Below are 25,292 nucleotides of genomic sequence, written 5' to 3' on the forward strand. Positions count from 1 at the left end.
CAGCCGCTCGAATATCACCTGCGAGTTGGTGACGCCCTTCCGCAGGAGGTCGTCCACCAGGCCGGTGTGGCCGGCGAGCACGCCCGGCGCGGCCCTCCTCCCGCTGTTCCCGTGGGGCAGGGCCCTGAACCCGTGTGCCCTGACCGTCCTCGCGCGGGAGCGGGTGAGCCCCGTCCTCCTGCAGAACTCCGCGAGGTTGCATGCCTGCGGGTCGAACCCGTCGCCCTCCTCCGCGGCCATCTCCCGGAGCGCCGCGTCTATAATCTCCTGTAGGTCATCGTGTCTCTCGTTCACCTCAATGGTCCTCCTAACGCCGGCGTGTTGGCACCACCAGCGTAGTGGCGGCGGGGAGGCACGGTGGCCATTATTCGGTGACCGGGATTGGTCAAAATCGTTTGACTATTAGCGGCTAAAATCGCCCGGCGCTAACACCGCTGCCGCTCGATTTGTTCGAAGGACATGATGCTGGATAAGGACAACGCCCATTTGCTTGGCGATAGTTGCTGGTTTAATTACATTCCCTGCTGCTTGAGTTCCTTTTGACATCGGAGCCATATCTTCTTGCCTGTCAATTACGGCAGTCGACTCTTTTGCAGAGAACAAAGCTTCCAGCATTGAGATTATCTGGGAAAATGACCAGAAAAACTTGGCCTTCAGCTTCAAATTGTGCACAATTCTATTTGTCGTCTATTTATCATTTTGTTATCAAAATGAGCGCAAGGAGGCAGGCTCAATGGGTGAAGCAGATGGCATGGAGCTGATTTATTCACTTATCGGCTATCCTGATGAAACCGAGTGGCTTGAGTTTAAAGAGAGTAATAGCGACCCCGTTAGAACGGGGCGTGACATCTCTGCGCTTGCCAACGCTGCCGCTTACTGCGGCCGTGCATATGCCTATAAGATCTGGGGCGTGAGCGACGATGCTCATGAGCTTGTGGGTACCCAGTTCAACCCATATCACGCAAAGGGCAAGGGAAACCAAGAGCTTTTGATGTGGCTCAAGCTTGCGCTCTCAAACAATGCGAATTACGAGTTTGCGGTTATTGACCATGAGACAAAGCACTTTGTGGTGCTGAAAGTGCACGCCGCGAACGCTCAGCCGGTCTATTTTGATAAGACCGCCTACATCCGAGAGGGATCTTCGACGGCAGAACTGCTTCCTGGTAGTGCGCGAGAGGCGGAGCTGTGGCGTCGCTTGCAGGCGGGGAACGCGGAGCTCGCTGTAGTTGAGAGCGATCTGACGCCTCAAGAGGTCGCCGAGATTCTGGATATTGATGCATATTTTGAGCTGTGCAGATTGAGGAGACCCGTCGATCTGGACGGAGTAATTCTTGCTCTCTGTGAGCAAGAGCTGATTCATCGCCAAGACAACGGCCGTTATAGCATGACGCGCTTGGGGATGCTTCTAGTGGGAAAGAGGCTCTCTCGCTATCCGGAGCTCAGAAAACGCATGCTGCGAATTGTGCGATATGCGGGAAAAGGCAGCTTTGACATTATTGGTGATACTGAAATCGATAAGGGTTACGCTTTAGCGCTTCCGCAGGCTGAGCAACTGATCATGTCGATGATTCCGGCTGTTGAGACGTTGGATGGCGCATTTCGACGCATCCAGACGGCCTACCCCCAAAGGGCGATTCGCGAACTGCTATCAAATGCCGTGATCCATCAAGACATCGCTGACAACACGGCGGGGCCTCTTGTTGCGATTTACGACAATCGTATCGAGTTTTCTAATCCCGGGACAACGCTTATTCCGGCAGAACGCGTGCTCAACGCGCAGCCGAAAACGCGCAATTCGATGATGGCGTCCCTCATGCGCCAAATGGATCTTTGCGAAGAAGGCGGTACGGGCTGGGATTTAATCGTAGATTCGCTCGAAAAAGCCGGCATGCCTTCACCGGTTATCAAGAGTGAGGGCGGGCTGGGAACGCTCGTGACGCTCTATTGCGATTGCCCATATACTCGAATGAAAAAAAGCGAACGAAAAAATGCTGTGTACTGGCATGCTTGTCTTTTGTACGCCCAAGGCGAGTCGATGAGCAATCAGTCACTGCGAGAGCGTTTTGGACTTTCCGATGAAAAGAAAAACACGGTGGCGATGTCTCGTCTAATCAGAGAGTGTCTGGAAGAGGCGTTGATAAAGGAAGAGGACGAGGATGCGGGCGCCAAATATCGAAGGTATATTCCGTATTGGGCCTAAAGGGCAGAAGCGGGAAAATGAGGCAGCTTGTGTTTGTTAATGACGAAGCGCTGTTGTGACTTAACTATCGAAAAAGCTGAGGGGGCTTATGGAATCACATGAGCCCTCTCAGCTTTTATAGCCTCTTTGATTTTGGACTCTGAATAACGTGACGGGTGTCATTTCCATCCCAAAAAATCCGATAGGGTTCCGTCCGCGTGCGGGCGGGGCCCTTTTGCGTGGCCTTTCATGTTTGCTATACTGCTAGCATGTAGAGAGGAGCCGCTATGGGTACAGCAACGGTGCAGCTCAACACGCGAATTGATCCTATGCTCAAAGCCGGTGGCGATGCGGTCCTAACTCGCAATGGGTTGGGGCCGAGCGATGCCATTCGCGCGCTTTGGGTCTATCTTGTCGAGCATCAAGCGTTGCCGGGATTTATGGTGGCGGATAAGCGTGAGGCACTCCGTGAGGAGAGCCTCGCCGAACAGGGGTGTGGCCTAGCTTTTTCCTCGTTGGGGCTGAGCGCGTCGGATTTCGCATCGGCAGAATCTTCGGCGGAAGACTGGGATGCCGTACGAGATGATATGTATGACGCGATGATTGCCGACATAGAGGCGAATTGTCGATGATTGAGGCAAAGCGTCTCTTGGTAGATACGAACGTTTGGCTCGATTATTACCTGCAAGAGGGGGCGTTCGACGAAGCGAAGAGATTGGTTGAACTGGCCGAGGCGGGAAAGATCGACCTTCTGTATGCGCCCACGACGGCAAAGGATGTGTTCTATATTTTGCCTCGGCGTCTAGCCCGACGGAATGCGAATGGGATTAACGTATCGTTTGCCCCGGCGTCATGGGCCTGCATCGAGCACATGATGCAGGTGGCAACTGCCTCTCCGCTTTCGTTGGCAGAATGCGAGATGGCGCGCATGCTTGGCAAGCGTATGCCGGATCTTGAAGACAACCTCATCATCGCTTCGGGCGAGACGGCGGATGTTGACTATGTGGTCACGAGCGACCGGCGCATGCTGGAGGCGATGCCCGAGGTGTGCTTGACACCTGCTCGCGCGGTCGAGATGATCGGGATCCTCGGCTAACCTTGTCTGTCTCGTTTCGCTATCATATGGGGCATTGTGAACCTCGTACAACTTTGGAGGACAGTATGGCGGATAACGCCGAGATGCTATTCTCGCCTGAGCTGGTGTTTTTTGATTGGGAGTGCGCGACGCCGGGTGAGGTGTTTGCGCGGCTCGAGGGTGAGCTTGCCCTGCGCGGCTACATTGGTGAGGGTTGGCTCAATGCCGTCCGCACGCGCGAGGCCGCCTATCCTACGGGTCTCGCTATGCCGGCGGCAAACATCGCCATTCCGCATACCGATCCGGGATTTGTGGCCAAGCCCTATATCGCGGTGGTAAAGCCCGCCGCACCTGTGACGTTCAACGCGATGGCGGGCATGGGCGCCCCGGTGCCGGCGCAGATCATCATCAACCTGGGCATTGCCGAGCCGGGCGGTCAGGTCGAGGCACTTCAGGCGCTTATGAATATCTTTATGGATGCCGACGCCGCAGCCGATGTGCTCGGCCAAACCACGTCGCAGGGCATGGTCGACGCCATTCGCCGTCACTTCTAAAGCCGGCACTTGGGGACTGTCCTTAACTGCCAGCACAAAAGGAACGTCCCTAACTGCCGGCTGGCAGCGCTGTCCCCTTTGCACCAAAATGGTGCAGATTAACCTGTCCCCCATGCACCAGGTGTGTCGCGGGGGCCGCGTTGTGACACAATGGCGTTTGTTCGATTCGTGATGCGAAAGGCCAACTATGGCAAACAAGAAAAAGAACTCCGAGGCCGCGCCGACGCCCGAGCAGCAGACTCGTGCTGCCTCCAGCTCTCGTAAGAAGCAGCGCAAGACGTACGTGTCTAAGACCGTCAAGGTCGTCCTGGTGGTTATCGGCGTGCTGGCAATGCTGCTTTCCGTCTCGGCCATGACGTGCTCCGGCCTGATGTCGCAGACCGAAAGCGCCAGCTCGGGCTATAAGCTCACTGGTGGCGTGGCTGCCACCATCAATGGCACCAACCTCACCGAGGATACCGTGACCAAGCAAATCATGAGCATGCGCACGTCCTACGGCTACACCAAGGACAAGGACTGGGCGCAGTATCTGGTCGACAACGATCTGACGCCCAAGAAGTACCGCAAGCAGCTCATCGATTCCTACACGCAGCAGATTCTGCTTCAGCAGGCGCAGAAGGAAAACGGCGTGACGGTGTCGGACGAGGAGGTCGAGAAGGCATGGAAGGACGCGTGCAAGAGCGCGGGCGGTGCTAAGACCTTTAAGAAGACCCTTAAGACCTACGGCTATACCGAGGACACCTACAAGGACTCGCTCAAGGAGAGCCTGGCACAGCAAAAGCTCAAGGATGCCGTGGCGCCCACCAGCAAGCCCAAGGACAGCGAGATCGTCGATTACATCAACGAGAACCTGTCTAACTACAACGATGCCCGCCGCTCGTCGAATATCCTGATCAAGGTTGATTCCGACGCGTCCGACGAGGACAAGGCCGCCGCCAAGGCCAAGGCGCAGGAGTGCCTGGACAAGATTAACTCCGGCGAGCTGAGCTTTGAGGACGCCGTGGAGCAGTACTCCGACGATACCGGCTCCAAGGAGAAGAAGGGCGATGTGGGTTGGGATAAGCTCACTACCTTCGTCGACAGCTACCAGACGGCGCTCGAGGGGCTCAACAAGGGCGATGTGAGCGACGTGGTCGAGTCGACGTACGGTTACCATGTCATCAAATGCACCGACTACTTCCATGTCGATAATCAGGTCGATGACATTAAGCAGGTGCCCAAGGACATTAAGAAGTACGTCTCCAACGTGGTGAAGACGCAGGCGGCAAGCACCGCGTACAGCGAGTGGCTGGAGCAGTACAAGAAGGACGCCGACATCACCGTTAACCCCATGCCCAAAGACGTGCCGTACAACGTCAGCCTGAAGGGCGTCACCAAGAGTTCGACCGACGATTCGTCGACGACTGAGTAATCACGGGGCGGCGCTCGCTCGAGTGTCGCCCACACTATTGAGGAGGATTTGCAGATGACCAACGAAGAGCTGCAGCAGGAAATGATCGCCGCCATGAAGGCCAAGGATAAGGTTCGCCTGTCCATCATTCGCCAGGTCAAGGCCGAGGTGAAGAATATCGAGGTTAACGAGCGCCGCGACGTGACCGAGGAAGACGTCAACAGCATGATCAAGCGTCTGATTAAGCAGACGAGCGAGACGCTGGAGATGTCCATTAAGGCCGGCACCGACCAGGAGCGTACCGACAACCTGACCGAGCAGGTCAAGATTCTGGAGAGCCTGCTACCCGCGCAGGTTTCGGGCGAGGAGCTCGAGGCTCTGATCGAGCAGGTCATCGCCGAGCTGGGTGCGACCTCTAAGAAGCAGATGGGCCAGGTCATGGGCGCTCTGGGCAAGGCCACTGGCGGTAACTTCGATAAGCCGGCCGCGGCAAAGATCGTCGGAGCCAAACTCGCGTAATTTGTTACGCGGTTTTACCAAACCGCGTAACGGCTCGACGCTGCAAACCCGTACACGCGGCAATCTGACGTTCAATTTCAAGGGCGCGACCATAAGGTCTGCGCCCTTTCATTTCACGTCACCTTGCTCGCGTGTACGGGTTTTCGCTGACTTATGCTCAACAAGGGCGGTTGTATTATTTTCGGGCCTGATGAAGGGCACCTCCCCTGGCTGGTCGTTGGGTGCTCATTGGGGACAGACTTAAATGAGTGGGTTAAAGGTTGCGGGTTCTTTACGGGAATGTAGTGTGGGCTGCGGAAACGTGGTTCTTTCCGTACAATAGTGCAACTCGTGTAAACGCAGGGAAGGGACATTCATGGCAGACATGATCGAGATCAAGCATCTCAACAAGTACTTTGGCGACCTGCATGTGCTCAAAGATATCAACCTCACCGTCAAGCGCGGCGAGAAGCTCGTAATGATCGGGCCTTCCGGTTCGGGTAAGTCGACGCTCATCCGTTGTGTCGATTATCTTGAGGAGCCCACATCGGGCGAGGTCGTCATCGACGGTACGCCGCTCACCAAAAAGAATCACCTGGAGATGGCTCGCAAGTATAGTTCTATGGTGTTTCAGCAGTTCAACCTGTATCCCAACATGACGGTGCTCGGCAACCTGACGCTCGCGCCCATCAAGCTGCAAAAGAAGAGCAAAGAGGAGGCGACCGAGATCGCCATCGCCGCGCTCAAGCGCGTCGGCATGGCGCATAAGGCCGGCGAGTATCCGCAGAACCTCTCGGGTGGTCAGCAGCAGCGCATCGCCATCGCCCGTGCCCTGTGCACCAAGCAGCCCATCATCCTGTTTGACGAGCCGACCTCGGCGCTCGACCCCGAGATGGTCCAGGAAGTCCTGGACGTTATGATTGAGCTCGCGCAGGAGGATATCACCATGATCTGCGTGACGCATGAGATGGGCTTTGCGCGCCAGGTGGCCGACCGCGTCATCTTTATGGAGGACGGCCGTATTCTGGAGGAGGGCACGCCCGAGCACTTCTTCGATAACCCCGAGAACCCGCGCTGCCGCGAGTTCCTGTCCAAGATTCTGCACTAGGCGCGGTGATGGACATGACGGATATGACGAGGGCGGCCGTGTCACGCCGCCACTTTTTGCAGCTGGCTGGCGCCGGCATGCTTGCGCTGACGGGGACCGCGCTTACCGGTTGCGGCAACTCCACCAGCGGCGAGGGCTCCGACAAGGGGTCCAAGCTTGCGGCCATCAAGTCGCGTGGCCACCTGAATGCCGGCGTTAAGAAGGACGTTCCCGGCTATGGCTATTACGACACCGCCAAGGGCCGCTTTGAGGGCATGGAAGTCGATTTGTGCTACCAGATCGCCGCTGCCGTCTTTGGTGTGAGCTACAAGGATGCTCGCGCCCAGGAGCTAGTCGAGTTTACCGATGTAACGCCCAAGACGCGCGGGCCGCTGATCGATAACGGCCAACTCGACGTGGTCGCGGCGACCTACACCATCACCGACGAGCGCAAAAAGAGCTGGGATTTCTCGACGCCGTACCGCACCGACTACGTGGGACTCATGGTCAAGAAGCGTTCGGGTTTTACCTCGATTGAGGACCTGGACGGCAAGATTATCGGCGTGAGCCAGGGTGCTACCACGCAGAGCCTGATCGAGCAGATGATCAAGGACAACGGCTTTAGCTGCAAGCCCGAGTTTAGGGCCTTTAGCGGCTACCCCATCATCAAGAGTTCGCTCGACGCCGGCAATATCGACGTCTTTGCCATGGACCGCTCCACGCTGGCCGGTTATATGAACGAGACCGTTGAGCTGCTGCAGCCCGAGGTCAAGTTTGGCGAGCAGGGCTACGGCGTGGCGACCAAGAAGGGCTGCGACCTTTCCGCCGTGGTCGATCAGGTGATTTGCGATCGCCTGGCCGATGGCTGGCTCGACCAAGAGGTTAAGACCTGGGGTCTTGTATAGGCGTATCGTCCAAGGAAGGAATCAAATGCTCGAAGGATTATTTGACGCCGACCGTTGGTCGACGACATTTCAAAACATGGGGCCCTTCTGGGAGGGCTTTGGCGTGACGCTGCAAGTGGTCGTTGCCGGTCTACTGCTGTCGCTGGTACTGGGCACGCTGCTGGGCGTGTTCTCTACCACTCGCTCGCGCGTGCTGCGCGCCATAAGCCGCGTGTACGTGGAGTTTTACCAGAACACCCCGTTGCCCGTGCAGGTGCTCTTTATGTACATGGCCGGTCCGCAGTTTTTGCAGGCCATAACCGGTGCCGATCAGCCGGTGCGCATCGCGCCGTTCGTGCTGGGCTTCTTGGGTGTGGGCCTGTATCACGCGGCCTACATTTCGGAGGTCATCCGCACTGGTATCGAGGCGGTTCCGCGCGGTCAGATGGAGGCGGCCCAGAGCCAGGGCTTCACCCGTGCGCAGGCGTACTGGTACATCGTGCTGCCCCAGACATTCAAGATCATTCTGCCGCCGCTGTGTAACCAGGCACTCAACCTGGTCAAGAACACGTCGGTGCTGGCGCTTGTGGCCGGCGGCGACCTTATGTACCGTTCCGACAACTTTGTGAGTCTGTACGGTTACCTGCAGGGATACATCGTCTGCTGCCTTATGTACTTCATCATCTGCTTTCCGCTCGCCATGCTGGTGCAGTGGCTCGAGCGCCGCTCCAAGGAGCGTCCGCGCGGCGTGAGCCTGGCCGAGCTGGGGCTCGACAACGTAGAGGAGGCCTAGCGCATGGAAATCTTCAACGCGACCAACCTGCTCTACATTTGGGGCGGCTTTGTTAAGACAATCGAGATCTCGGCGCTGTCGATCTTTTTCTCGCTCATCTTTGGCACGGTGCTGGCGCTCGTTAAGAGCTATGCGCCCCGCCCGTTCCGTATTTTGGTGAGCGCCTATATCGAACTGTTCCGTTGCACGCCAAACCTGCTGTGGATCCTGTTTATCTACTTTACGGTGCAGGGTTTGGACATTGTGATTTCGACCATCGCCTTTACGCTGTTTACCAGCGCTGTTATGGCCGAGATTGTGCGCGGCGGCCTCAACTCGATTCCGCGCGGCCAGTTTGAGGCAGCGCAGAGCCAGGGCTTCGGCTTCTTTGCCACCATGCGCTACATCATTTTGCCGCAGACGTTTAAGACGATCATTCCGGCGCTGTTTAGCCAGTGCACGACCGTCATTAAGGACAGCTCGTATCTTTCGGGCATTAACGTGGCCGAGCTCATGTACACGGCAAACGTGGTGATGGCCCACGCGATCGACCTGTCGCAGGTGCTTATGCTCTACGGCCTGGTGTTTGCGATGTACTTTGTGCTCAACTTTGGTATCTCGCTGCTGGTTCGCGCATATCAGAGGCGAATGGTGGCAGCGTAGAATGTGGCAAAGGGACAGCCCCTTTGTCACATAGAGAAAGGAATCGCGATGAGCGATCTGGAGAATAAGAAGAATCCTGTGGTCATTACCATCGCGCGCGACTTTGGCGCCGAGGGCCACGAGATTGGCCGCATGCTTGCCGACGAGTTGGGGATTCCGCTGTACGATAACGAGCTGCTGGTACGTGCGTCGCTGCGCGCGGGCGAGTCGCTCGACAAGATGGCCGCCTACGACGAGCGTCTGGCCGTGGAGAACATGGCGTTTCTGCCCGACCGCTACGATGCGCGTTCGTACTCGGACAAGTTGTTCCAAAAGATGAGCCAGGTGATTTTGGATCTGGGTGAGACCGAGAGCTGCATTATCGAAGGCCGCCTGTCCGATTATCTGCTGCGCAACAACCCCAACCACATTGCCGTGCTGGTGACCGCACCCTTTGAGGACCGCGTCGAGATCGTGCGCAAGAAGCGTGGCCTTAACAAAAAGAAGGGTGCCAAGCTGGTCAAACAGCAGCAGAAGGCGCGCGAGGCGTTCTATAAGCGCTACAGTGCCGGAAAGTGGAAGATGACGAGCGGTAAAGACATCGTCGTCAACCGCGCCAAGCTGGGCCGCGAGGGCTGCAAAGACGTTATCGCCGCTGCCTACCGCTACAAAGTGGCCCAGCTCGAAGGCTAACCGACCAAAACCATCACAAAGGTGCCTGTCCCCATCGTGGTGGTTGGGTGGTCGGCATAGAAAAAGTCCCCGCCGGGCGTGTGCTCGACGGGGACTTTGCCGTTTGATGGCTAGCGCTGTAGGTGATTACTCGCCCAGCAGGCTCTTGGTGATGGAGGCAGCGGCCTTCTTGCCGGCGCCCATCGCCAGAATGACCGTAGCGGCACCGGTGACGATGTCGCCGCCAGCCCAGATGCGGGGATCGGTGGTCTGGCCAGTCTCCTCGTCGGCAACGATGTAGCCCCACTTGTTGAGCTCCATCTTGCCGCCGATCTTCTTTGCGAAGGGGTTGGCGTTGGTGCCGATAGCCGAGATTGCGACGTCGCAGGGAATCTCCTCGATGGCGCCCTCGATGGGCACCGGGCGACGACGGCCGGACTCGTCAGGCTCGCCGAGCTCCATCTTCTGGACCTTGACGGCGCACACGGAGCCGTCCTCGCCAGCGACAAACTCGAGCGGGGAGACGAGCGGCAGAACCTCGACGCCCTCGGCCTTAGCATGGTGCAGCTCGGCGCGACGGCAGGGCATCTCGTCCTCGGTACGACGGTAGGCGATGATGGCGTGCTCGGCGCCCAGACGCTTGGCGGTACGGACGGCGTCCATAGCCACGTTGCCGCCACCAAAGACGACGACGTTCTTGCCGTGCTTGGTGGGGGTGTCGTACTCGGGGAACTTGTTGGCCTTCATCAGGTTCACGCGGGTGAGGTACTCGTTCGCGAAGAAGACGTTGGGCAGGTTCTCGCCGGGGACGTTGAGGAACTTGGGCAGGCCAGCGCCGGTCGCCACATAGATGGCGTCGAAGCCCTGCTCGAACAGCTCCTCGGCCGTGGCCATGTTGCCCACGACGGAGTTGTACTCAAACTTGACGCCCATGTCCTCCAGGCCGTCAATCTCGCGCTTGACGACCGCCTTGGGCAGACGGAACTCGGGGATGCCGTAGACCAGCACGCCGCCGCCGGTAAAGAAGGCCTCGAAGACGGTGACGTCAAAGCCGTTGCGGGCGAGCTCGCCGGCGCAGGTGATGCCGGACGGGCCGGAACCGACGACGGCGACCTTCTTGCCGTTCTTGGGAGCCATCTTGGGCGTGGAGGCGAGCTCGGGGCGGTCACCCAGGAAGCGCTCGAGCTGGCCGATGGCCACGGGCTCGGACTTCTTACCACGGATGCACTTACCCTCGCACTGGTTCTCCTGCGGGCAGACGCGACCGCAGATGGCGGGAAGCATGGAGTCCTCGCGGATGGTATCGAGAGCGCCGCCGAAGTCCTTCGCGCGGATCTGCTCGATAAAGCGGGGGATGTTGATGTTGACGGGGCAGCCCTCAACACAGAACGGCTTCTTGCAGTTGAGGCAGCGCTCGGCCTCGGCCAGCGCCATCTCCTCGGTGAAGCCCTTGTCGACGGGGCGGAAGTCGCAGGCGCGCTCGGCAGCCGGCTCCTCGTTATCGGGGGTGCGGGGCGACTTCATATCGGCAACGAAACGACCGTTAACTAGTGGCATGCGCAGCTCTTTTCCTCATAGGCCTTGAGGGACTCGCCCTCTTCGGAACGGTAAGCGGCCTGGCGGGCACGAAGGTCATCCCAGTCGACCAGGGTAGCATCGAAGTCGGGGCCGTCGACGCAAGCGAACTTGGTCACGCCGCCCACCTCGACGCGGCAGCAGCCGCACATGCCGGTGCCGTCAACCATGATGGGGTTGAGCGACGCGGTGATGGGGGTGTCGTACTTCTGGGCGGTGAGGGTCGAGAACTTCATCATCGGAACGGGGCCGACGCAGAAGACCTGGCTCACGGCCTTGTCCTGCAGCAGGCGCTCCAGCGGAGCGGTGACAACGCCCTGCTCGCCGTAGGAGCCGTCGTCAGTGGTGATGTGGATGTGGTCCTCGTCGAGGAGCTCGCGGAACTGGTCCTCCATGAGCAGGAGGTCCTTGGTGCGGGCGCCCATGATGGCGTGAACCTCGTGACCGGTCTCGACCAGGTGCTTGGCGACCGGGAAGGCAATTGCCAGACCGACGCCGCCGCCAATGACGGCGCAGGGGCCCTCGGCCATCTCGGTGGGAACGCCCAGCGGGCCCACGACGTCGCGCAGCGACTCGCCGGCCTCGTAGGTGGAAAGCATCTCGGTGGTCTTGCCGATCACCATGAAGATGAACTCGACCCAGCCCTCGTCACCGTTCCAGCCAGCCAGGGTAAACGGGACGCGCTCGCCCGTCTCGTTGGCGCGAACCATGAGGAACTGTCCAGCGTGCGCATGCTTGGCGATTGCGGGCGCCTCGATGCGGAACTTGAACACCTTCTCCGAGAACTGCGTCTTCTCCAGGATCTTATACATAGAACCCCTCTCTTGTTAGGGCTGCCGAACCGTGCCTCCACGGAAATGGACGGTAGCCCGAATAAAACCGTACGCGCACAGGCGTTGTGCAGACATACGGTGCAAATTATACCCTCATGGACATGTCACTTACGTGTGTCTTCGGCGGTTGGGAGTAGGGTTTGTCCACTTTGGCCTACCAAATAGGGACAGGTTTATTTTGGTCGGTTTTATCAGGCAAAACGGCAAAGGGGCCGGCCTCGGGTTGTGATGAGGCCGGCCCCCTTTGGGGCGCTATGCATGTATGGTGGCAGCGTGTCTATTGCGATGTGCCGACTGCGGCGTTTTCGCAGATAAAACCTGCCAAAATAAACCTGTCCCTAAATAGTAGGTTTTAGTGCTTGCCGTTGGCGGAGGCGGCACCGTTGACGTGGTCGCGGGCATAGATCACGCCGTGGACGATTGCCAGGCCGGCGGCGTCGGCGGCGCGAGCGCAGGTGTCCTGGAAGTCCTCGGCCTCGCGGGCGCGCAGCTGCTTGAGCACGTAGTCTGCCACGGCCATCTTGCCGGGAGGGTTGCCGATGCCGGTGCGAATGCGACTAAAGTCGCGGCTGCCCATCTTGTCGATGATGGAGCGCAGGCCGTTGTGGCCGGCGTGGCCACCGCCCACCTTAACACGTACGTCGCCGGCGGGAATGTCGAGCTCGTCGTGGATTACGAGCAGTTCCTCGGCCTTGATTTTGTACTCGCGGCAGAGCTTGGAGATGGGGCCACCCGAGGTATTCATATACGACTGCGGCTTGACCAGCACAATCTGGCGCTTGCCACCCTCTTCCTCAGCATCGTTGATATTGATGAGCGCGACCTCGGCGCCGGCCTGGTTTTTCCAGTACGTGACGCCGGCCTGACGGGCCAACTCGTCGATCGCCTTGAAGCCAGCGTTGTGGCGGGTCTCGGCATATTCCTCGCCCGGGTTGCCAAGCCCGGCAACCATGCGAATCTTAAGCGGCTGTGCAGCTGCCATGTTTGTCCTTTCGTTACACAAAAGTTTAATCAACGACAAAGGCTACCACGCCCGCCGAAGGCGAGGAAAGGTTGCAGCAAAGTCATTTCAGAAAACAGCTGCCCCGAGACAGCAGGAAGCCCCGGACGCGCCGGGAGGGGTTATCAAAGCGAACATCCCGCAGCCGCAAAGCGGCGAGGACGTTCGCGTGATAACCCCGCAGGCGCGCCCGGGGCTTCCGGAGGGATGCGAGGGTCGAGCGACTACAGCGCGAAGTCGCCGCCGACGAGCGTGGAGACGGGCTCCTCGTGGTAAACGGCGGAGATGGCCTGAGCGAACTCCTCGGCGACCGAGATGGTCTTGATCTTGCCGCCGATCTCGACGGGAATGGCGTCGGTGACGAGGCACTCGACGATCGGGGCGTCGTTCAGACGCTCGATGGCCGGACCGGAGAAGATACCGTGGGTGGCGCAGACGTAGATATCGCCAGCGCCCATAGCCTTGAGCTCCTTGACGTTGGCGCACAGGGTGCCAGCGGTGTCGATCATGTCGTCGTTGATGATGCAGGTCTTGCCCTTGATGTCACCGATGATGCCCATGACCTCGGCGGCGTTGTGGCGCGGACGGCCCTTGTGGGCGATGGCCAGGTCGCAGCCGAGCATGTCGGACAGCTTCTTGGCGGCCTTGGCGCGGCCCACGTCGGGGGAGACGACAACCAGGTTGTCGGTGTCGAAGTGCATGTCGTTGTAGTACTGGCCAAACAGCGGCAGTGCGGACAGGTGGTTAACCGGGATATCGAAGAAGCCCTGGATCTGGCCCTGGTGCAGGTCGAGGGTGATGATGCGGTTGACGCCGGCGCGCTCGAGCAGGTTGGCGACGAGGCGGGCGGTGATGGGCTCGCGCGGGCCGGCCTTGCGGTCCTGGCGGGCATAGCCGTAGTGGGTGATGACGGCGGTGATGGAGCGGGCGGATGCGCGCTTGGCAGCGTCGGTGGCGATGAGCAGCTCCATGAGCATGTCGTTGACGTTGCCGCCGGCCACGGACTGAATCAGGAAGACGTCGGCGCCGCGGACGGTCTCGTCGTAGCGGGCGTAAATCTCACCATTGGCGAACTGCTTTAGCGTAAGGCCCGAAAGCTCGACCCCAAGGTACTCAGCGATCTTCTGAGCGAGGGGACGGTTGGAGGAACCGGAATACACGCGGATGGACTTGCGCATATTCTCCGACTTCTCGGGATCATTAATCGGCATTACCCTTCTCCTTTATATCGAATGCCATATAGATGCCTTTTTGCATTGTAACCGCGCGACGGGGTTTATCGAGTCTTGATAACGTCTTTACCGTCAACGGACACGAACCGACCACTCATCCGGTTGCGCAGGTCACGATAGAAAAAGGAGCCGTCCCCATGGGAACAGCTCCTTAGATGCTTGGTAAAACGTTATACCTCGTCGTCCTCGTGCAGACGGCGGCGATAATCGGCGGCCCAGCCCTCAATATTTATCTGGCGGGCACGGCCCAGGCCGAGTGCGTCAGCCGGGACCGGCTCGGTGATGACGGAGCCGGCGGCCACAAGCGCGCCGTCGCCAATCTGGGCGGGCGCGACCATCATGGTGTCGGAGCCGATGAAGGCATCCTTGCCGATGACGGTCTTGTGCTTGTGTACGCCATCGTAGTTGCAGGTGATGGAGCCCGCGCCCACGTTGACGCCGGAGCCCATGGTGGTATCGCCGATGTAGGACAGGTGCGGCACCTTGGAGCCCTCGCCGATCGTGGACTTCTTGATCTCCACGTGCGTGCCGGCCTTGGAGCCATCGAGCATATGGGTGCCCGGGCGCAGGTAGGCGCGCGGGCCGCAGTCGACGCCGTTCTCGATGACGGCCTCGACGGCGATGGTTTCATCGATGGTGCAGCCGCTGCCGACGGTGGTGTCGGTGAGGCGGCTGTTGGGGCCGAGCTGGCACTCCTCGCCCACGGTGACGTGGCCGATCAGGTGCGTCTGCGGCCACACGACGGTGTCGCGGCCGATGACGGCATCGGGACCGATCCAGGCCTGCGTGGGATCGATGAACGTGACGCCCTCGGCCATCCAGTGCTCGTTGATGCGGCCGCGCGCGATGGCGGTGAGCTGCGCGAGCTGAATGCGGCTGTTGACGCCCAGGCCGTCGCGGTAGTCGTCGCAGTGGAAGATGGAGACTGCCTGGCCGTGGCCTTTGAGGATCTCGAGCATGTCGGGCAGGTAGTACTCGGACTGCGCGTTGTCGTTGCCGATCTCGTCAATGTGCGCGGCGAGCTGCGCGCCGTCGAAGGCGTAGCAGCCGGCGTTGCACTCGAGCAGCGTGGCGGCCTGCTCGGGCGTGCAGTCCTTCTGCTCGATGATGCGTTCGATCTGGCCGTCGGCGCCCAGCTTGATGCGGCCGTAGCCGAAGGGGTCGGGCGGGGTCATGGTCATGACGGTGCAGGCGAGCTCGCCGGTAGCGACGGTCTGCGCGAACTTGGCGACGGTGTCGGCGGTGATGAGCGGCAGGTCGCCGTTGAGCACGACGACGGGGCCTTGCGTGATGCCGCAGGCCTCGAGCGCGACCTTTACGGCGTGGCCGGTGCCCAGGCGCTCGGTCTGCTCGACGCACTCGACCTTGGTGGCGCTGTTGGCGTAGGCGCCGTCGATCAGGGCGCGCATCTCGTCGGCGTGGCTGCCGATGACGACCACGACGCGGCTGCAGCCGGCCTTGATGGTAGCGTCGACGATCCACTGGACCATGGGCTTGCCCAGGATCTTGTGCGAAACCTTGCAGTGGTTCGACTTCATGCGGGTGCCCTCGCCGGCAGCGAGGATAATTGCGGTTGCGTCCATGTGATCTCCTGTTACGTTATAGAGACGTGTGTTTGGAAACGATACACGGCGCAATATGATACCGCAGGCATATGTTGAGCGCGTAGCGATTGGTTTGCGGCGGTTGAGGCTTGCGCCGCCGGCATGGCGTTTGCACTGCTTGCGTGCGGCGTTGGCGGTGCTGCGGAGCTGTCGTTTGAGCGAGGGGACGGGGGTGCCCGTGGACAACATACGAGAGGAGTTTGGCGGCGAGCCCGTCGCGGCATTCTCGATGTCGCATCCAGCTGTGCCGGCGCTCTATATAGTGCTGACGCTGGGGCTCACCATGTTCTCGATGCAGCCGGTGCTGATTGCGCTGTCGCTTGCGGGCGGGCTGGCGTATGGATTTGCGACGCGTGGGGCTGCCCGCACGCTGGGCGCACTTCGCTGGCAGCTGCCGGTGATTTTGATTATCGCGCTGGTCAATCCACTGTTTAGCGCTTCGGGTTCGACGGAGCTGTTCCGTATTGGCATGCGCGCGGTGTATCTGGAGAGCATGGTATATGGCCTGTGCATGGGCGGGCTGTTTGTGGCGAGCGTGCTGTGGTTTGAGGCCGCGGCGTCGATGCTCGAATACGACAAGGTGCTCGCACTGTTAGGCAACGCCGCGCCGGTGATTGCGCTCATGATCTCGATGTGCATGAGGCTTATCCCGCAGTTTTTGCGCCGCGGCCGCACGGTGCTGGCGGTGCAGGACGCGATTGATGTACCGGGGCGTGCGCCGGCCGACCCCGTGCGCTCGCGCTTGCGGGCATCGAGTGTGTTGATGGGCTGGGGCATGGAAGATTCGCTGGAGCGCGCGGACGCGATGCGCTCGCGCGGGTGGGGTGCCGCGACGCGTCGTACGACGTATGCGCGGTATCGGCTGGGGCGCAGTGACGTTGCCGCGCTGGCCGGGCTCGTACTGTTTGGCGCTGCCGCGGTGGCGGTGGCGTGGACCGCGACGACGCAGTATTCGTTTTATCCGCAGCTCTCGGTGCCGGCGCCGTGGCCAGGCTATGTCGTGTACGCCGCCTGGATGGTGTTGCCTTGCGCGTTGCACGCGATTGATGAGAAGAGGTTTGGCTGATGGCTCGGTTGGATAGCTGCTCGGTAACGGGCGGGGCGTGCGGCTCCGATGTGCCTGCGATTGAGGTACGGGGCCTGAGCTTTACCTACCCCGGGGCTGAGGCGTCGGTACTCGAGGGGCTCGACTGGTCTGTTCCCCGGGGTGCATTTGTGCTGCTTGTTGGCGGTACCGGATCGGGTAAGTCGACGCTGCTGTCGCTGCTCAAACCCGAGATCGCTCCGGCGGGCGAGCGCACTGGCGATGCGCGCGTGCTGGGCGAGAACGTTGCCGACATGGACGTGCGCGCGTCTGCGGAGCGCGTGGGCTATGTGTTCCAGGATCCCGAGAACCAGATCGTGTGCGAAACCGTGTGGCACGAGATGGCGTTTGGCCTGGAAAACTTGGGGCTAGCGCGTGATGAGATGCGCCGTCGCGTAGCTGAGACCAGCTATTTCTTTGGGCTGGAGGACTGGCTTCATCGTGATACCGATACGCTTTCGGGTGGCCGCAAGCAGCTGCTGTCGTTGGCGGCCGTTCTGGCGCTGCGCCCGCACGTGCTGCTGCTCGACGAGCCCACGTCTCAGCTCGATCCCGTTGCCGAGAAGAATTTCCTGCACGCGCTGTTTCGTGTAAATCGCGAGCTGGGCTGCACGGTTGTTGTGGCGACGCATCAGCCGCGCCCAATGCTCGAATACGCGACGTGTGCGTACCGGATTGAGGATGGCCGCGTGCACGAGGCGGCGGATATGGCATCTTTGGGACGCCGAGAATCGCTGTTTTCCGATGACACGTTGGGGTGGGGTGCCATCCGATGTGCAAAAAACGGAGTATTCAGCAGGCGTGAGGACAATTTAGGCTCTCTGGAGCCGCCCGGGGACGTATCGAGCGCGAAAAAAAGTTCGGAATTGGACAAATCGTCCGAATTTATGGCGCAAACGTCGCTCGAGAACGGCTCGGAAGCCTTCCCGCGCACGGATGGGAGCAGAATACTCCAAAAAATGCACGCTGGGTCGGCTACCACCCTGTCGGAAGGTTGGTTTCGCTACGATCGAGCGTCCGGCTGGGTGTTGCGTGGGCTCGATGCGTCGTTTTCGGCCGGTGCGGTGCATGCGATCGTGGGCGGCAACGGATGCGGTAAGTCGACGATGCTCTCGGTGCTGGCGAAGACCGCCAAGCTGCAGCGCGGCCGCATGGTGCGCGGAGCGGCCTCGGCGGCGTTGCTGCCTCAGAATCCCAAAGCATTGCTGGTTGCCGAGACGGTTCGCGATGAGCTGATGGAATGGGCCTCGACCTGCGGATACGACGAGGCCGCAGCACGGGAGCAGACAGCGCGCCTGGGTCTGGCGGGCTTGGAGGCGCGTCACCCGTACGATCTTTCGGGCGGTCAGTGCCAGCTGCTTGCGTTGGCAAAGCTGCTGTTGATTGGCCCCGAGCTGTTATTGCTCGATGAGCCCACCAAGGGTTTGGACCTGGCCAGCCGCCGCATCATCGCCCGTGCCCTGCGTGACCATGCGAAGGCTGGCGGCACCGTCATCATGGCTACGCACGATTTGGACTTTGCCGAGCAGGTAGCCGACGACGTCGCCATGATGTTTGACGGCGAGATTGCCTGCGTGGAGCCCCCGGCCGACTTCTTTGCCGACAACGTGTTCTATAGGGCGTGATGGGATGACGGACTGTCGTTTCTCGCGTTTACTCACAAAACTGGAGATTCCGCTGTTGTTGGCGGTGCCGGCGGTGATGGCAACGGCGTTGCTGGCGGGCGTTGAGCAGGCGGCGCTCGCCATGCTTGTCGTGGTGGCGCTGGTGCTTGCGCTGTTCTTTGCAGGCTACGAGGCGTCGCGACCGGGCCTGCGCCAGATTATGCCCACGCTGGTGCTGGCGGCGCTGGCGGCGGCGGGCCGCATCTTGTTCGGCCCCATTCCCGACTTTAAACCCGTGAGCGCCATCGCCATCATCGCCGGGGCGACGCTCGGGCGTCGCAACGGCTTCATGGTCGGCGCGTTGGCAGCACTGACCAGCAATTTCTTTTTTGGGCAGGGCATGTGGACGCCATGGCAGATGTATGCCTGGGGCCTGGTTGGCTATGTTGGCGGTGCGCTGGCGCATGCCGGTGCGTTCGACCGTGCGGATGGAACCGTGCGCATGCCGGCGCTGATGGCGTACGGCTTTGCTTCGGGTCTGCTGTACGGCGTGGTGATCAACGCGTACGACATTATCGGTTTTGTACAACCGCTCACGTGGGCGGGCGTCGTGGCGCGTCTTGCCACGGCAGTGCCGTTCGATATCACACACGGCCTCGCGACCTGCGTGTTCTTGGCCGCCCTCTACAAGCCTTGGTGCCGTCGCATTAACCGTGTCGTCGTGAAATACGGACTGTAGGGCATTTCGCGTTCCCTCACGAACTTGCGGTGGAATAGTTCTCGTTTTTGGCTATTTGCTGCCCAAACAGGAACTATTCCACCGCAACTTATAGGGGGAGAGGGGCCACACAATCTGTTTTCCTCTGTCCCCCCAGGAATTACTTGGGGCTAGAGTTCTAGCGTGAGGGTGACGGGGCAGTGGTCGCTGCCGAAGATGTCGCCGCGGATGCCGGTGTCGCGAACGTTGGCGGCGATTGCGTCGCTTACCAGGAAGTAGTCGATGCGCCAGCCGGCGTTGTTCTTGCGGGCATTAAAGCGATAGCTCCACCAGCTGTAGACGCCCTCAACGTCCGGATTAGCCGTGCGCCAGGTATCGGTAAAGCCGGCGTTGAGCAGCTCGGTAAACTTACCGCGCTCTTCGTCCGAAAAGCCGGCGTTGCCACGGTTGGACTTGGGGTTCTTAAGGTCGATCTCTTCGTGCGCCACGTTAAAGTCGCCGCAGGTTACGACGGGCTTGCCGGTTTCGTGCTCAAGCGCGCCCAAAAAGCCGCGATAGGCATCGTCCCAGGCCATACGCACGTCGATGCGCGCGAGCTCATTTTGCGCGTTGGGCGTATAGACGTCGACAAACCAAAACTTGTCGAACTCGAGCGCACAGACGCGGCCCTCGGTTGCGGCTTGGGCAACGAGCTCGGCGGCCTCGCCCTCGCCGGCGTAGGGCAGCAGCGCGTCGGCGCGCAGCACGCGTAGCGGCTCCTGGCGGCTAAAGACCGCGGTGCCCGAATAGCCTTTGCGCTCGGCGTAGCTCCAGGTTTGGTGATAGCCGGGCAGGTCGATATCGACCTGGCCCTCCTGCAGCTTGGTCTCCTGCAGCGCCAGGATATCGACGTCGAGTTCTTGCGCGATCTGGATAAAGCTCGGGTCCTTTTTGAGCACGGCGCGCAGGCCGTTGACGTTCCACGAGGCGAAAGTGTAAGTCTGAGGCATGGTGTCCTTTCGACGGGGTTGGCAGGCTTAAGATTAGCGCAACAGGGGCGGGGTGGGCTCCGTGCATGCTGACTTAAAGGCCGCATGCTGGGACGTCGCTCAACGCTGCCCGACTAACAAGGACGGAGGACTCATATGACGCAGGCAATATCGGACCCCAGGCAGGCCTCCGCCGCGCTGGCGGATCTGTTTGACACCCACAAGCGCGTGGTCTTCTTTGGCGGCGCTGGTGTTTCCACGGCAAGTGGCATCCCCGATTTCCGCAGCGTGGACGGCCTGTATCACCAGCAGTTTGCCTATCCGCCCGAGACCATGCTGTCGCATAGCTTTTACGAGGCACATCCTGCGGAGTTCTTCGACTTTTACCGCACCAAGATGATCGCGCTTAACGCTAAGCCTAACCGCTGCCACACCAAGCTGGCCGAGCTGGAGCGCGCCGGCAAGCTCGACGCCGTGGTGACGCAAAATATCGACGGTCTGCACCAGGCGGCCGGCTCACGGCGCGTGTTTGAGCTGCACGGATCGGTCCATCGCAACATTTGCCAGTCGTGTGGCGCGGTCTATAGCGCCGAGTGGATTTGCTCGCGCGAGCACGAGGACGCCGCGGGCGTGCCTGCGTGCCCCGCGTGCGGCGGCCGCATCAAGCCCGATGTAGTGCTCTACGAGGAGCCGCTCGACGAGCACGTGCTGACCGGTGCCGTTGCCGCCATCGCCGCGGCCGATGCCCTCATTGTGGGCGGGACCTCGCTCGTGGTGTATCCGGCGGCAGGCCTTACGCGTTACTTTACCGGCGATACGCTGGCCATATGCAACCTTGCTCCCACCGATCAGGATGCAAATGCCGACCTGCTGATTTCTTGCGACATCGCGGCCGCGTTTGCGTTCTAGCCCGCGCGCGCGGATACAATAGAAAGACTGAGTGCAAAGCGACCCCGCCGCCAGCTCCCCAAGCTCGGCGGCGTGGGCATTTTAGGAGGATGTTCATGGCGAACGACAGCAAGACATGGCGGTGCGGAAAGTACGAGCTCAGCTTTGACCGTCCGCGCATCATGGGCGTCCTCAACGTGACGCCCGATTCGTTTAGCGATGGCGGGGAGCACTTCGACCCGGATGCCGCCATCGAGTACGGCCTAGCGATGCTCGACGCCGGCGCCGACATCATCGACGTGGGCGGCGAGTCCACGCGCCCTGGTTTTACCCCGGTCAACCCCGACGAGGAGGCTCGCCGCGTGCTGCCCGTGGTGCGCGCGCTGGCCAAGGAGGGCGCCATCGTCTCGATCGACACGCGTCATGTGGCGGTTGCCAAGGCGGCCGTGCGCTGCGGCGCCTCGATCGTCAACGACGTGACCGGCTTCACCGACCCCAAGATGGTCGAGTTTGTTAAGACGAGCACCTGCGGCGTCATCGTGATGCATGCCGGCGAGGTCGCCGCGCCCACCCGCACGCACGCAACGGTGCAGCTCGATACCTCGGCAGCGGCGTTTGTTGCCGAGAAGGCGCGCGAGGCGGCTGCCGAGGCCGCGCGTGAGGCCGAGAAGCCGGCTCGCCGCCGTCGCGGCAAGTTGCTGGGTGAGCCTAAGTCGGAGGCCAAGCTTCCGGGCGGCGTGGTGCAGCCCTCGTTGCCGTTTGGCGAACCGGAGCCCACGTCCGAGTCTGCAAGCGAGCAGGAGACGCCCGCCGCCGAGCAGACTGCTGCCGCCGAGACCGTCGCGCCCGCGCCCGCAGTCACCGAGGCCGCATCGGAGTCCAATGACCGTCTGGCCGCCATGATGCGCCGCAGCGCCCGCCGCGAGGAAGCCTACGTGCCCACCTCGCAGCTCCGCCGCTTCACCCTGCCCGATTCGGCGCCCATTATGCGCCGCGTCATGGGCTTTCTGTCTGACCAGGCCCGCACACTCATCCATGCCGGCGTGTCGCGCGACCGCATCTGCATCGATCCTGGCCCGGGCTTTGGTAAGTCGGCTAACGAGGACATCGTCATCCAGCGCGAGACTGCCAAGATGGCGTCACTGGGCTATCCGCTCATGTGCGCCGTGTCGCGCAAGCGCTTTGTGGGCGCCGTCTCGGGCGTGACCGAGGCCGCCGAGCGCGATGCCGCTACGTTTGGCGTGTGCCTGGGCGCCATCCAGGCCGGTGCCAACATCGTGCGCGTGCACGACGCCGCGGGTTTTGCGCAGTTCCTAAACGGCTACTGGGCGGTTGCCAAGCCACAGCCGCGCCGCGCGTTTGTGGCCGTGGGCTCCAACCTGGGGCATCGCTGCGACAACATCCGCGCCGCACGCGAGATGATCGCCGAGATTCCACTCACCTGCGTGTCCAACTCCTCCAAGATCTACGAGAGCGAGCCTGCCTACGAGACGCGCCAGGACGCGTTTGCCAACGCCGTCATCGAGATCAAGACCGAGCTGGCGCCGTTGGTGCTGCTCGACGAGCTTATGAAGATCGAGGCCGAGCTGGGGCGCGACCGCTCCAAAAAGGCCAAGGCCAACGGTCCGCGCACCATCGACCTGGACCTGCTGTGGATGGACGGCGAGACCCACGGCGGCAAAAAGCTGCGCCTGCCGCATCCGCTGATCGGCGAACGCGATTTTGTGCTGGTGCCGCTCGAGGACCTGATGCACGACCCGGCGCGGTTCTTCCGCTACAACGGCGTCGAGGTCAAGGAGCCCGAGGACCGCGTGGGCCATATCGTGGGCGAATTGGGGCGTATGTAGATGATTGAGATGAATGCTGTTGTCGCTGGCACCGAGCTCGACGCGGCGCGCGACGCGGGCCGCGAGGGCATGTCCGCGGGCTGGTGCGCGTGGAGCGCGGGCGATGCATCGCTGATGTTTTCGCTGGTCGTGCGCCCCGATGTGAACATGCATGCCTTCCACGGCCTGCCGTTTGTGGCGGCTATGGGCATGATGGACGCGCTTGTGGGCACGGCTTCGACGCCGGGGTTGGGCCTTGCTGGTAAGGTGGGTATCCAGTGGCCGAGCGATATCGTGTGCGGTGCGCCTGCGTTTGAGACGTCGCTCGCGCGTGTTGCCGTGAACGGCGGTGCCGGTGCTGCGGGCATGTTCGGTGCCGTGACGGTGGATATTGAGCGTTCGGCGCTGAGCGAGCTTGGTGTGGACGTGGCTGACGAAGCGCTGGTCGAGACGCTGGCCGCCGCCGTGCTGGCCCGCGTGGACGCCTGGGCGGTTGTTGCCAACACGCCGCAAGGCGCCGCAGGGCCGCTGGCTCCCGTGCTGGGCGAGTACTTCGACATGGTGCCGCTGCTGGGCCGCCAGGTTGCGGCGGTGTCTCCCAACGGCTTGCCGCTTGCGGTCGGTGTGTTTGCGGGCCTGGACATCTGGGGCCGCGCGACCATCAAGACCGATGCCGGCGAGCAGGAGTTTCCGCCCGAGGCCGTACGAATTCGCGGGCTGTAACGCGAGGCGCCCGCGCTCAAAGATAACGATGACAACGAAGCCCTCTTCGGCCTGTGCCGGGGAGGGTTTCGCCTGTCTGGGGAATGGGCTTGGCGAACGTTTGCGGGGACTGTGGCATCGGGCGTGCTTGACTTAAGCCCCTGCTCTATCCCAGCTCCTGCATGCGGCGGTAGATTTCGCAGATACCCTTGATGGTGAGCTGTCCGTCGACCACGTCGAAGGCATCGGTCGAATCGGCGACGATGCTGGCGAGACCGCCCGTGGCGATAACGGTGGCATCCTCGCGGCCCAGCTCGCGCTTCATGCGCGCGACCAGGCCCTCGGCCATGGCAGCGGCGCCCGTTACGGCGCCGACCTTGATGCACTCCTCGGTATCGCGGCCGATGGCGTGCTCGGGCGCCTCGAGCGGCACGCTGGCGAGCTTGGCGGCACGGGCGGCAAGCGCGTCCATGGAGATGCGAATGCCCGGCGCGATCGCTCCGCCAATGTAATAACCGTCCTCATCGATGACGTCGATATTGGTCGCGGTGCCAAAGTCCACCACGATTGCCGGCGCGCCGTAGAAAGTTTCGGCCGCAACGGCGTTAGCGACGCGATCGGCGCCTACGGCTTGGGGACGCGCCGCGCGCAGCTTGGTCACCGCGGCCGTCTGCGGCCCGATGACGATGGCGTCCGCGGCAATGCGGTCGGCCACGGCGTGCCATTCGCGCGAGAGCTGCGGCACCACGCCGGCAAAGGCGATCGCGTCGACCGCGCCGAGCGAGAGGTCGTACATCTTAAAGAAGCCCATCAGGCGCACGTGGATCTCGTCGGCGGTATAGGAGCGGTCGGTGGGCATGCGCCACGACTGCACCAGCTCGTCTCCGTCAAACAGGCCCATGGCCGTCTGCGTATTTCCCATATCGATAGCGAGCAGCATGTCTACTCCCAGTGTCGGCATAAAAGGACGCGCACCATTGTATACGTGCCGTCGACGGTGCTCGGCTGCGATTCGTTTACGGTGATAGGGGCTGAGGGGTTTAAATATGAAGGAATTATGCTCTACGAGATTTTCCTTGCCGCTTACCGAACTCCCGCGTAATATTCTTTCTTGCGCACATGAGGCGCCCAGACATTGCGGGGTGGAGCAGTCTGGTAGCTCGCCGGGCTCATAACCCGGAGGTCGTAGGTTCAAATCCTGCCCCCGCGACCAAGAACTTGCAGCTCGTCGGCCTAGCCGGCGAGCTTTTTTGTTATCCCGGGACTGTGTTTTCGGTCCAATTCTCGGCTTCTTAAACAAAATCTCGATCTGTAACATCTAGACCCGATTTGGGCGGCTAAGTGTTACAGATCGAGATGTTTCGGCAGGACGGTCTTCGTTTGTCTAAATCTGTAACACGAGGGACGGATTTTGCCGAGTTGTTGTTATAGATTGAGATTTTCTAGCAGGCTAGATTGGTTTGTCTCGATCTGTAACAGGTAGGGGTCAAAAGTGGGTCTAGATG

The 25,292-nt window shown here is 61.0% G+C and carries 25 protein-coding genes, 1 tRNA gene and 1 pseudogene; 18 read left to right on the forward strand and 9 right to left on the reverse strand.

Annotation, left to right across the window (positions count from 1 at the left end; all coding sequences use genetic code 11):
• Positions 1-294 (reverse strand): annotated as a pseudogene (locus AB5405_RS03360) (IS21 family transposase); the annotation flags it as partial.
• Positions 295-402: 108 nt separating this feature from the next.
• Entirely contained in the window at positions 403-663 is a 261-nt protein-coding gene (locus AB5405_RS03365) for a hypothetical protein (RefSeq protein WP_368137598.1), read from the reverse strand.
• Between the two features lie 70 nt (positions 664-733).
• Here AB5405_RS03365 and AB5405_RS03370 point away from each other — a divergent pair, with 70 nt between their 5' ends.
• The 11 genes from AB5405_RS03370 (at position 734) to AB5405_RS03420 (ending at position 9,774) form a co-directional block, all read left to right on the forward strand.
• Entirely contained in the window at positions 734-2,200 is a 1,467-nt protein-coding gene (locus tag AB5405_RS03370) for an ATP-binding protein (RefSeq protein WP_368137599.1), read from the forward strand.
• Positions 2,201-2,466: 266 nt separating this feature from the next.
• Positions 2,467-2,811, forward strand: a complete 345-nt coding sequence (locus AB5405_RS03375) for a type II toxin-antitoxin system RelB/DinJ family antitoxin (protein WP_368137600.1) — start codon at positions 2,467-2,469, stop codon at positions 2,809-2,811.
• On the forward strand, positions 2,808-3,275 hold the full coding sequence (locus AB5405_RS03380; protein WP_368137601.1) for a PIN domain-containing protein: 468 nt from the start codon (positions 2,808-2,810) through the stop codon (positions 3,273-3,275). Before AB5405_RS03375 ends, AB5405_RS03380 begins: the two co-directional genes overlap by 4 nt.
• Before the next feature lie 65 nt (positions 3,276-3,340).
• On the forward strand, positions 3,341-3,808 hold the full coding sequence (locus AB5405_RS03385; protein WP_368137602.1) for a PTS sugar transporter subunit IIA: 468 nt from the start codon (positions 3,341-3,343) through the stop codon (positions 3,806-3,808).
• Positions 3,809-3,995: 187 nt separating this feature from the next.
• Positions 3,996-5,219: a peptidylprolyl isomerase gene (locus tag AB5405_RS03390; RefSeq protein WP_368137603.1), complete on the forward strand. Its 1,224-nt coding sequence runs from the start codon at positions 3,996-3,998 to the stop codon at positions 5,217-5,219.
• Between the two features lie 54 nt (positions 5,220-5,273).
• On the forward strand, positions 5,274-5,717 hold the full coding sequence (locus AB5405_RS03395) for a GatB/YqeY domain-containing protein (protein ID WP_118270581.1): 444 nt from the start codon (positions 5,274-5,276) through the stop codon (positions 5,715-5,717).
• Positions 5,718-6,072: 355 nt separating this feature from the next.
• Positions 6,073-6,804, forward strand: a complete 732-nt coding sequence (locus tag AB5405_RS03400; RefSeq protein ID WP_022094215.1) for an amino acid ABC transporter ATP-binding protein — start codon at positions 6,073-6,075, stop codon at positions 6,802-6,804.
• 8 nt (positions 6,805-6,812) lie between these two features.
• The gene (locus AB5405_RS03405; protein ID WP_368137604.1) at positions 6,813-7,688 is read left to right on the forward strand and encodes a transporter substrate-binding domain-containing protein; all 876 of its coding nucleotides are present in this window, start codon (positions 6,813-6,815) and stop codon (positions 7,686-7,688) included.
• 25 nt (positions 7,689-7,713) lie between these two features.
• Positions 7,714-8,460, forward strand: coding sequence for an amino acid ABC transporter permease (locus AB5405_RS03410; RefSeq protein ID WP_035136546.1), 747 nt, complete (start codon positions 7,714-7,716; stop codon positions 8,458-8,460).
• Positions 8,461-8,463: 3 nt separating this feature from the next.
• Positions 8,464-9,102: an amino acid ABC transporter permease gene (locus AB5405_RS03415; protein ID WP_006235796.1), complete on the forward strand. Its 639-nt coding sequence runs from the start codon at positions 8,464-8,466 to the stop codon at positions 9,100-9,102.
• A gap of 48 nt (positions 9,103-9,150) precedes the next feature.
• Positions 9,151-9,774: a cytidylate kinase-like family protein gene (locus AB5405_RS03420; RefSeq protein WP_055251542.1), complete on the forward strand. Its 624-nt coding sequence runs from the start codon at positions 9,151-9,153 to the stop codon at positions 9,772-9,774.
• 126 nt (positions 9,775-9,900) lie between these two features.
• Here the strand turns inward: AB5405_RS03420 and gltA are convergent, their stop codons facing one another.
• From gltA to glmU, 5 genes are all read right to left on the reverse strand, one after another.
• Positions 9,901-11,310 carry an NADPH-dependent glutamate synthase gene (gene gltA, locus AB5405_RS03425; RefSeq protein WP_022094914.1) on the reverse strand — a complete coding sequence of 470 codons (1,410 nt, stop codon included), beginning with the start codon at positions 11,308-11,310 and terminating at the stop codon, positions 9,901-9,903.
• Positions 11,301-12,140 carry a sulfide/dihydroorotate dehydrogenase-like FAD/NAD-binding protein gene (locus tag AB5405_RS03430; protein WP_006235793.1) on the reverse strand — a complete coding sequence of 280 codons (840 nt, stop codon included), beginning with the start codon at positions 12,138-12,140 and terminating at the stop codon, positions 11,301-11,303. Before AB5405_RS03430 ends, gltA begins: the two co-directional genes overlap by 10 nt.
• 373 nt (positions 12,141-12,513) lie before the next feature.
• Positions 12,514-13,143 (reverse strand): aminoacyl-tRNA hydrolase, encoded by a 630-nt coding sequence (gene pth, locus AB5405_RS03435; protein WP_199409553.1) that lies wholly within the window; start codon positions 13,141-13,143, stop codon positions 12,514-12,516.
• Between the two features lie 242 nt (positions 13,144-13,385).
• Entirely contained in the window at positions 13,386-14,372 is a 987-nt protein-coding gene (locus AB5405_RS03440; RefSeq protein WP_368137605.1) for a ribose-phosphate diphosphokinase, read from the reverse strand.
• Positions 14,373-14,563: 191 nt separating this feature from the next.
• Entirely contained in the window at positions 14,564-15,976 is a 1,413-nt protein-coding gene (gene glmU / locus AB5405_RS03445; protein WP_368137606.1) for a bifunctional UDP-N-acetylglucosamine diphosphorylase/glucosamine-1-phosphate N-acetyltransferase GlmU, read from the reverse strand.
• 199 nt (positions 15,977-16,175) lie between these two features.
• On the opposite strand from glmU, the gene AB5405_RS03450 reads away from it, so the two are divergent.
• Genes AB5405_RS03450 through AB5405_RS03460 form a run of 3 tightly spaced genes read left to right on the forward strand, consistent with a single transcriptional unit; the run spans position 16,176 to position 19,424 of the window.
• Positions 16,176-17,063 carry an energy-coupling factor transporter transmembrane component T gene (locus AB5405_RS03450; protein ID WP_368137607.1) on the forward strand — a complete coding sequence of 296 codons (888 nt, stop codon included), beginning with the start codon at positions 16,176-16,178 and terminating at the stop codon, positions 17,061-17,063.
• On the forward strand, positions 17,063-18,706 hold the full coding sequence (locus AB5405_RS03455) for an ABC transporter ATP-binding protein (RefSeq protein ID WP_368137608.1): 1,644 nt from the start codon (positions 17,063-17,065) through the stop codon (positions 18,704-18,706). The genes AB5405_RS03450 and AB5405_RS03455 overlap by 1 nt, the downstream gene beginning before the upstream one ends.
• A gap of 4 nt (positions 18,707-18,710) precedes the next feature.
• Complete coding sequence (locus AB5405_RS03460) at positions 18,711-19,424, forward strand: DUF6580 family putative transport protein (protein WP_161144975.1); 714 nt, start codon at positions 18,711-18,713, stop codon at positions 19,422-19,424.
• Positions 19,425-19,573: 149 nt separating this feature from the next.
• Here the strand turns inward: AB5405_RS03460 and AB5405_RS03465 are convergent, their stop codons facing one another.
• A complete protein-coding gene (locus AB5405_RS03465; protein WP_138113647.1) occupies positions 19,574-20,392 on the reverse strand; it encodes an exodeoxyribonuclease III in 819 nt (272 codons plus the stop codon).
• Positions 20,393-20,527: 135 nt separating this feature from the next.
• Between AB5405_RS03465 and AB5405_RS03470 the strand changes: the two genes are divergently transcribed.
• The 3 genes from AB5405_RS03470 (at position 20,528) to AB5405_RS03480 (ending at position 23,808) form a co-directional block, all read left to right on the forward strand.
• Positions 20,528-21,280: an NAD-dependent protein deacylase gene (locus AB5405_RS03470; RefSeq protein ID WP_368137609.1), complete on the forward strand. Its 753-nt coding sequence runs from the start codon at positions 20,528-20,530 to the stop codon at positions 21,278-21,280.
• 95 nt (positions 21,281-21,375) lie between these two features.
• A complete protein-coding gene (folP, locus tag AB5405_RS03475; protein ID WP_368137610.1) occupies positions 21,376-23,106 on the forward strand; it encodes a dihydropteroate synthase in 1,731 nt (576 codons plus the stop codon).
• Positions 23,107-23,808 carry a hypothetical protein gene (locus AB5405_RS03480; protein ID WP_349100035.1) on the forward strand — a complete coding sequence of 234 codons (702 nt, stop codon included), beginning with the start codon at positions 23,107-23,109 and terminating at the stop codon, positions 23,806-23,808. It begins immediately after the preceding gene.
• Positions 23,809-23,953: 145 nt separating this feature from the next.
• Here AB5405_RS03480 and AB5405_RS03485 read toward each other — a convergent pair whose 3' ends face one another.
• The gene (locus tag AB5405_RS03485) at positions 23,954-24,727 is read right to left on the reverse strand and encodes a type III pantothenate kinase (protein WP_171025266.1); all 774 of its coding nucleotides are present in this window, start codon (positions 24,725-24,727) and stop codon (positions 23,954-23,956) included.
• Positions 24,728-24,923: 196 nt separating this feature from the next.
• Here AB5405_RS03485 and AB5405_RS03490 point away from each other — a divergent pair.
• A tRNA-Met gene (locus AB5405_RS03490) sits at positions 24,924-25,000 on the forward strand.
• The last annotated feature ends 292 nt before the right edge of the window (positions 25,001-25,292 follow it).

Source organism: Collinsella aerofaciens (genome assembly GCF_040920445.1).
GTDB classification, from domain to species: Bacteria; Actinomycetota; Coriobacteriia; order Coriobacteriales; family Coriobacteriaceae; genus Collinsella; species Collinsella aerofaciens_BH.

What these genes read in the sequence shown, in the direction of transcription:
- AB5405_RS03370 (WP_368137599.1), top strand. Translation starts at nt 734, where the DNA reads ATGGGTGAAGCAGATGGCATGGAGCTGATTTATTCACTTATCGGCTAT.
- AB5405_RS03375 (WP_368137600.1), top strand. Translation starts at nt 2,467, where the DNA reads ATGGGTACAGCAACGGTGCAGCTCAACACGCGAATTGATCCTATGCTC.
- AB5405_RS03380 (WP_368137601.1), top strand. Translation starts at nt 2,808, where the DNA reads ATGATTGAGGCAAAGCGTCTCTTGGTAGATACGAACGTTTGGCTCGAT.
- AB5405_RS03385 (WP_368137602.1), top strand. Translation starts at nt 3,341, where the DNA reads ATGGCGGATAACGCCGAGATGCTATTCTCGCCTGAGCTGGTGTTTTTT.
- AB5405_RS03390 (WP_368137603.1), top strand. Translation starts at nt 3,996, where the DNA reads ATGGCAAACAAGAAAAAGAACTCCGAGGCCGCGCCGACGCCCGAGCAG.
- AB5405_RS03395 (WP_118270581.1), top strand. Translation starts at nt 5,274, where the DNA reads ATGACCAACGAAGAGCTGCAGCAGGAAATGATCGCCGCCATGAAGGCC.
- AB5405_RS03400 (WP_022094215.1), top strand. Translation starts at nt 6,073, where the DNA reads ATGGCAGACATGATCGAGATCAAGCATCTCAACAAGTACTTTGGCGAC.
- AB5405_RS03405 (WP_368137604.1), top strand. Translation starts at nt 6,813, where the DNA reads ATGGACATGACGGATATGACGAGGGCGGCCGTGTCACGCCGCCACTTT.
- AB5405_RS03410 (WP_035136546.1), top strand. Translation starts at nt 7,714, where the DNA reads ATGCTCGAAGGATTATTTGACGCCGACCGTTGGTCGACGACATTTCAA.
- AB5405_RS03415 (WP_006235796.1), top strand. Translation starts at nt 8,464, where the DNA reads ATGGAAATCTTCAACGCGACCAACCTGCTCTACATTTGGGGCGGCTTT.
- AB5405_RS03420 (WP_055251542.1), top strand. Translation starts at nt 9,151, where the DNA reads ATGAGCGATCTGGAGAATAAGAAGAATCCTGTGGTCATTACCATCGCG.
- gltA (WP_022094914.1), bottom strand. Translation starts at nt 11,310, where the DNA reads ATGCCACTAGTTAACGGTCGTTTCGTTGCCGATATGAAGTCGCCCCGC.
- AB5405_RS03430 (WP_006235793.1), bottom strand. Translation starts at nt 12,140, where the DNA reads ATGTATAAGATCCTGGAGAAGACGCAGTTCTCGGAGAAGGTGTTCAAG.
- pth (WP_199409553.1), bottom strand. Translation starts at nt 13,143, where the DNA reads ATGGCAGCTGCACAGCCGCTTAAGATTCGCATGGTTGCCGGGCTTGGC.
- AB5405_RS03440 (WP_368137605.1), bottom strand. Translation starts at nt 14,372, where the DNA reads ATGCCGATTAATGATCCCGAGAAGTCGGAGAATATGCGCAAGTCCATC.
- glmU (WP_368137606.1), bottom strand. Translation starts at nt 15,976, where the DNA reads ATGGACGCAACCGCAATTATCCTCGCTGCCGGCGAGGGCACCCGCATG.
- AB5405_RS03455 (WP_368137608.1), top strand. Translation starts at nt 17,063, where the DNA reads ATGGCTCGGTTGGATAGCTGCTCGGTAACGGGCGGGGCGTGCGGCTCC.
- AB5405_RS03460 (WP_161144975.1), top strand. Translation starts at nt 18,711, where the DNA reads ATGACGGACTGTCGTTTCTCGCGTTTACTCACAAAACTGGAGATTCCG.
- AB5405_RS03465 (WP_138113647.1), bottom strand. Translation starts at nt 20,392, where the DNA reads ATGCCTCAGACTTACACTTTCGCCTCGTGGAACGTCAACGGCCTGCGC.
- AB5405_RS03470 (WP_368137609.1), top strand. Translation starts at nt 20,528, where the DNA reads ATGACGCAGGCAATATCGGACCCCAGGCAGGCCTCCGCCGCGCTGGCG.
- folP (WP_368137610.1), top strand. Translation starts at nt 21,376, where the DNA reads ATGGCGAACGACAGCAAGACATGGCGGTGCGGAAAGTACGAGCTCAGC.
- AB5405_RS03480 (WP_349100035.1), top strand. Translation starts at nt 23,107, where the DNA reads ATGATTGAGATGAATGCTGTTGTCGCTGGCACCGAGCTCGACGCGGCG.
- AB5405_RS03485 (WP_171025266.1), bottom strand. Translation starts at nt 24,727, where the DNA reads ATGCTGCTCGCTATCGATATGGGAAATACGCAGACGGCCATGGGCCTG.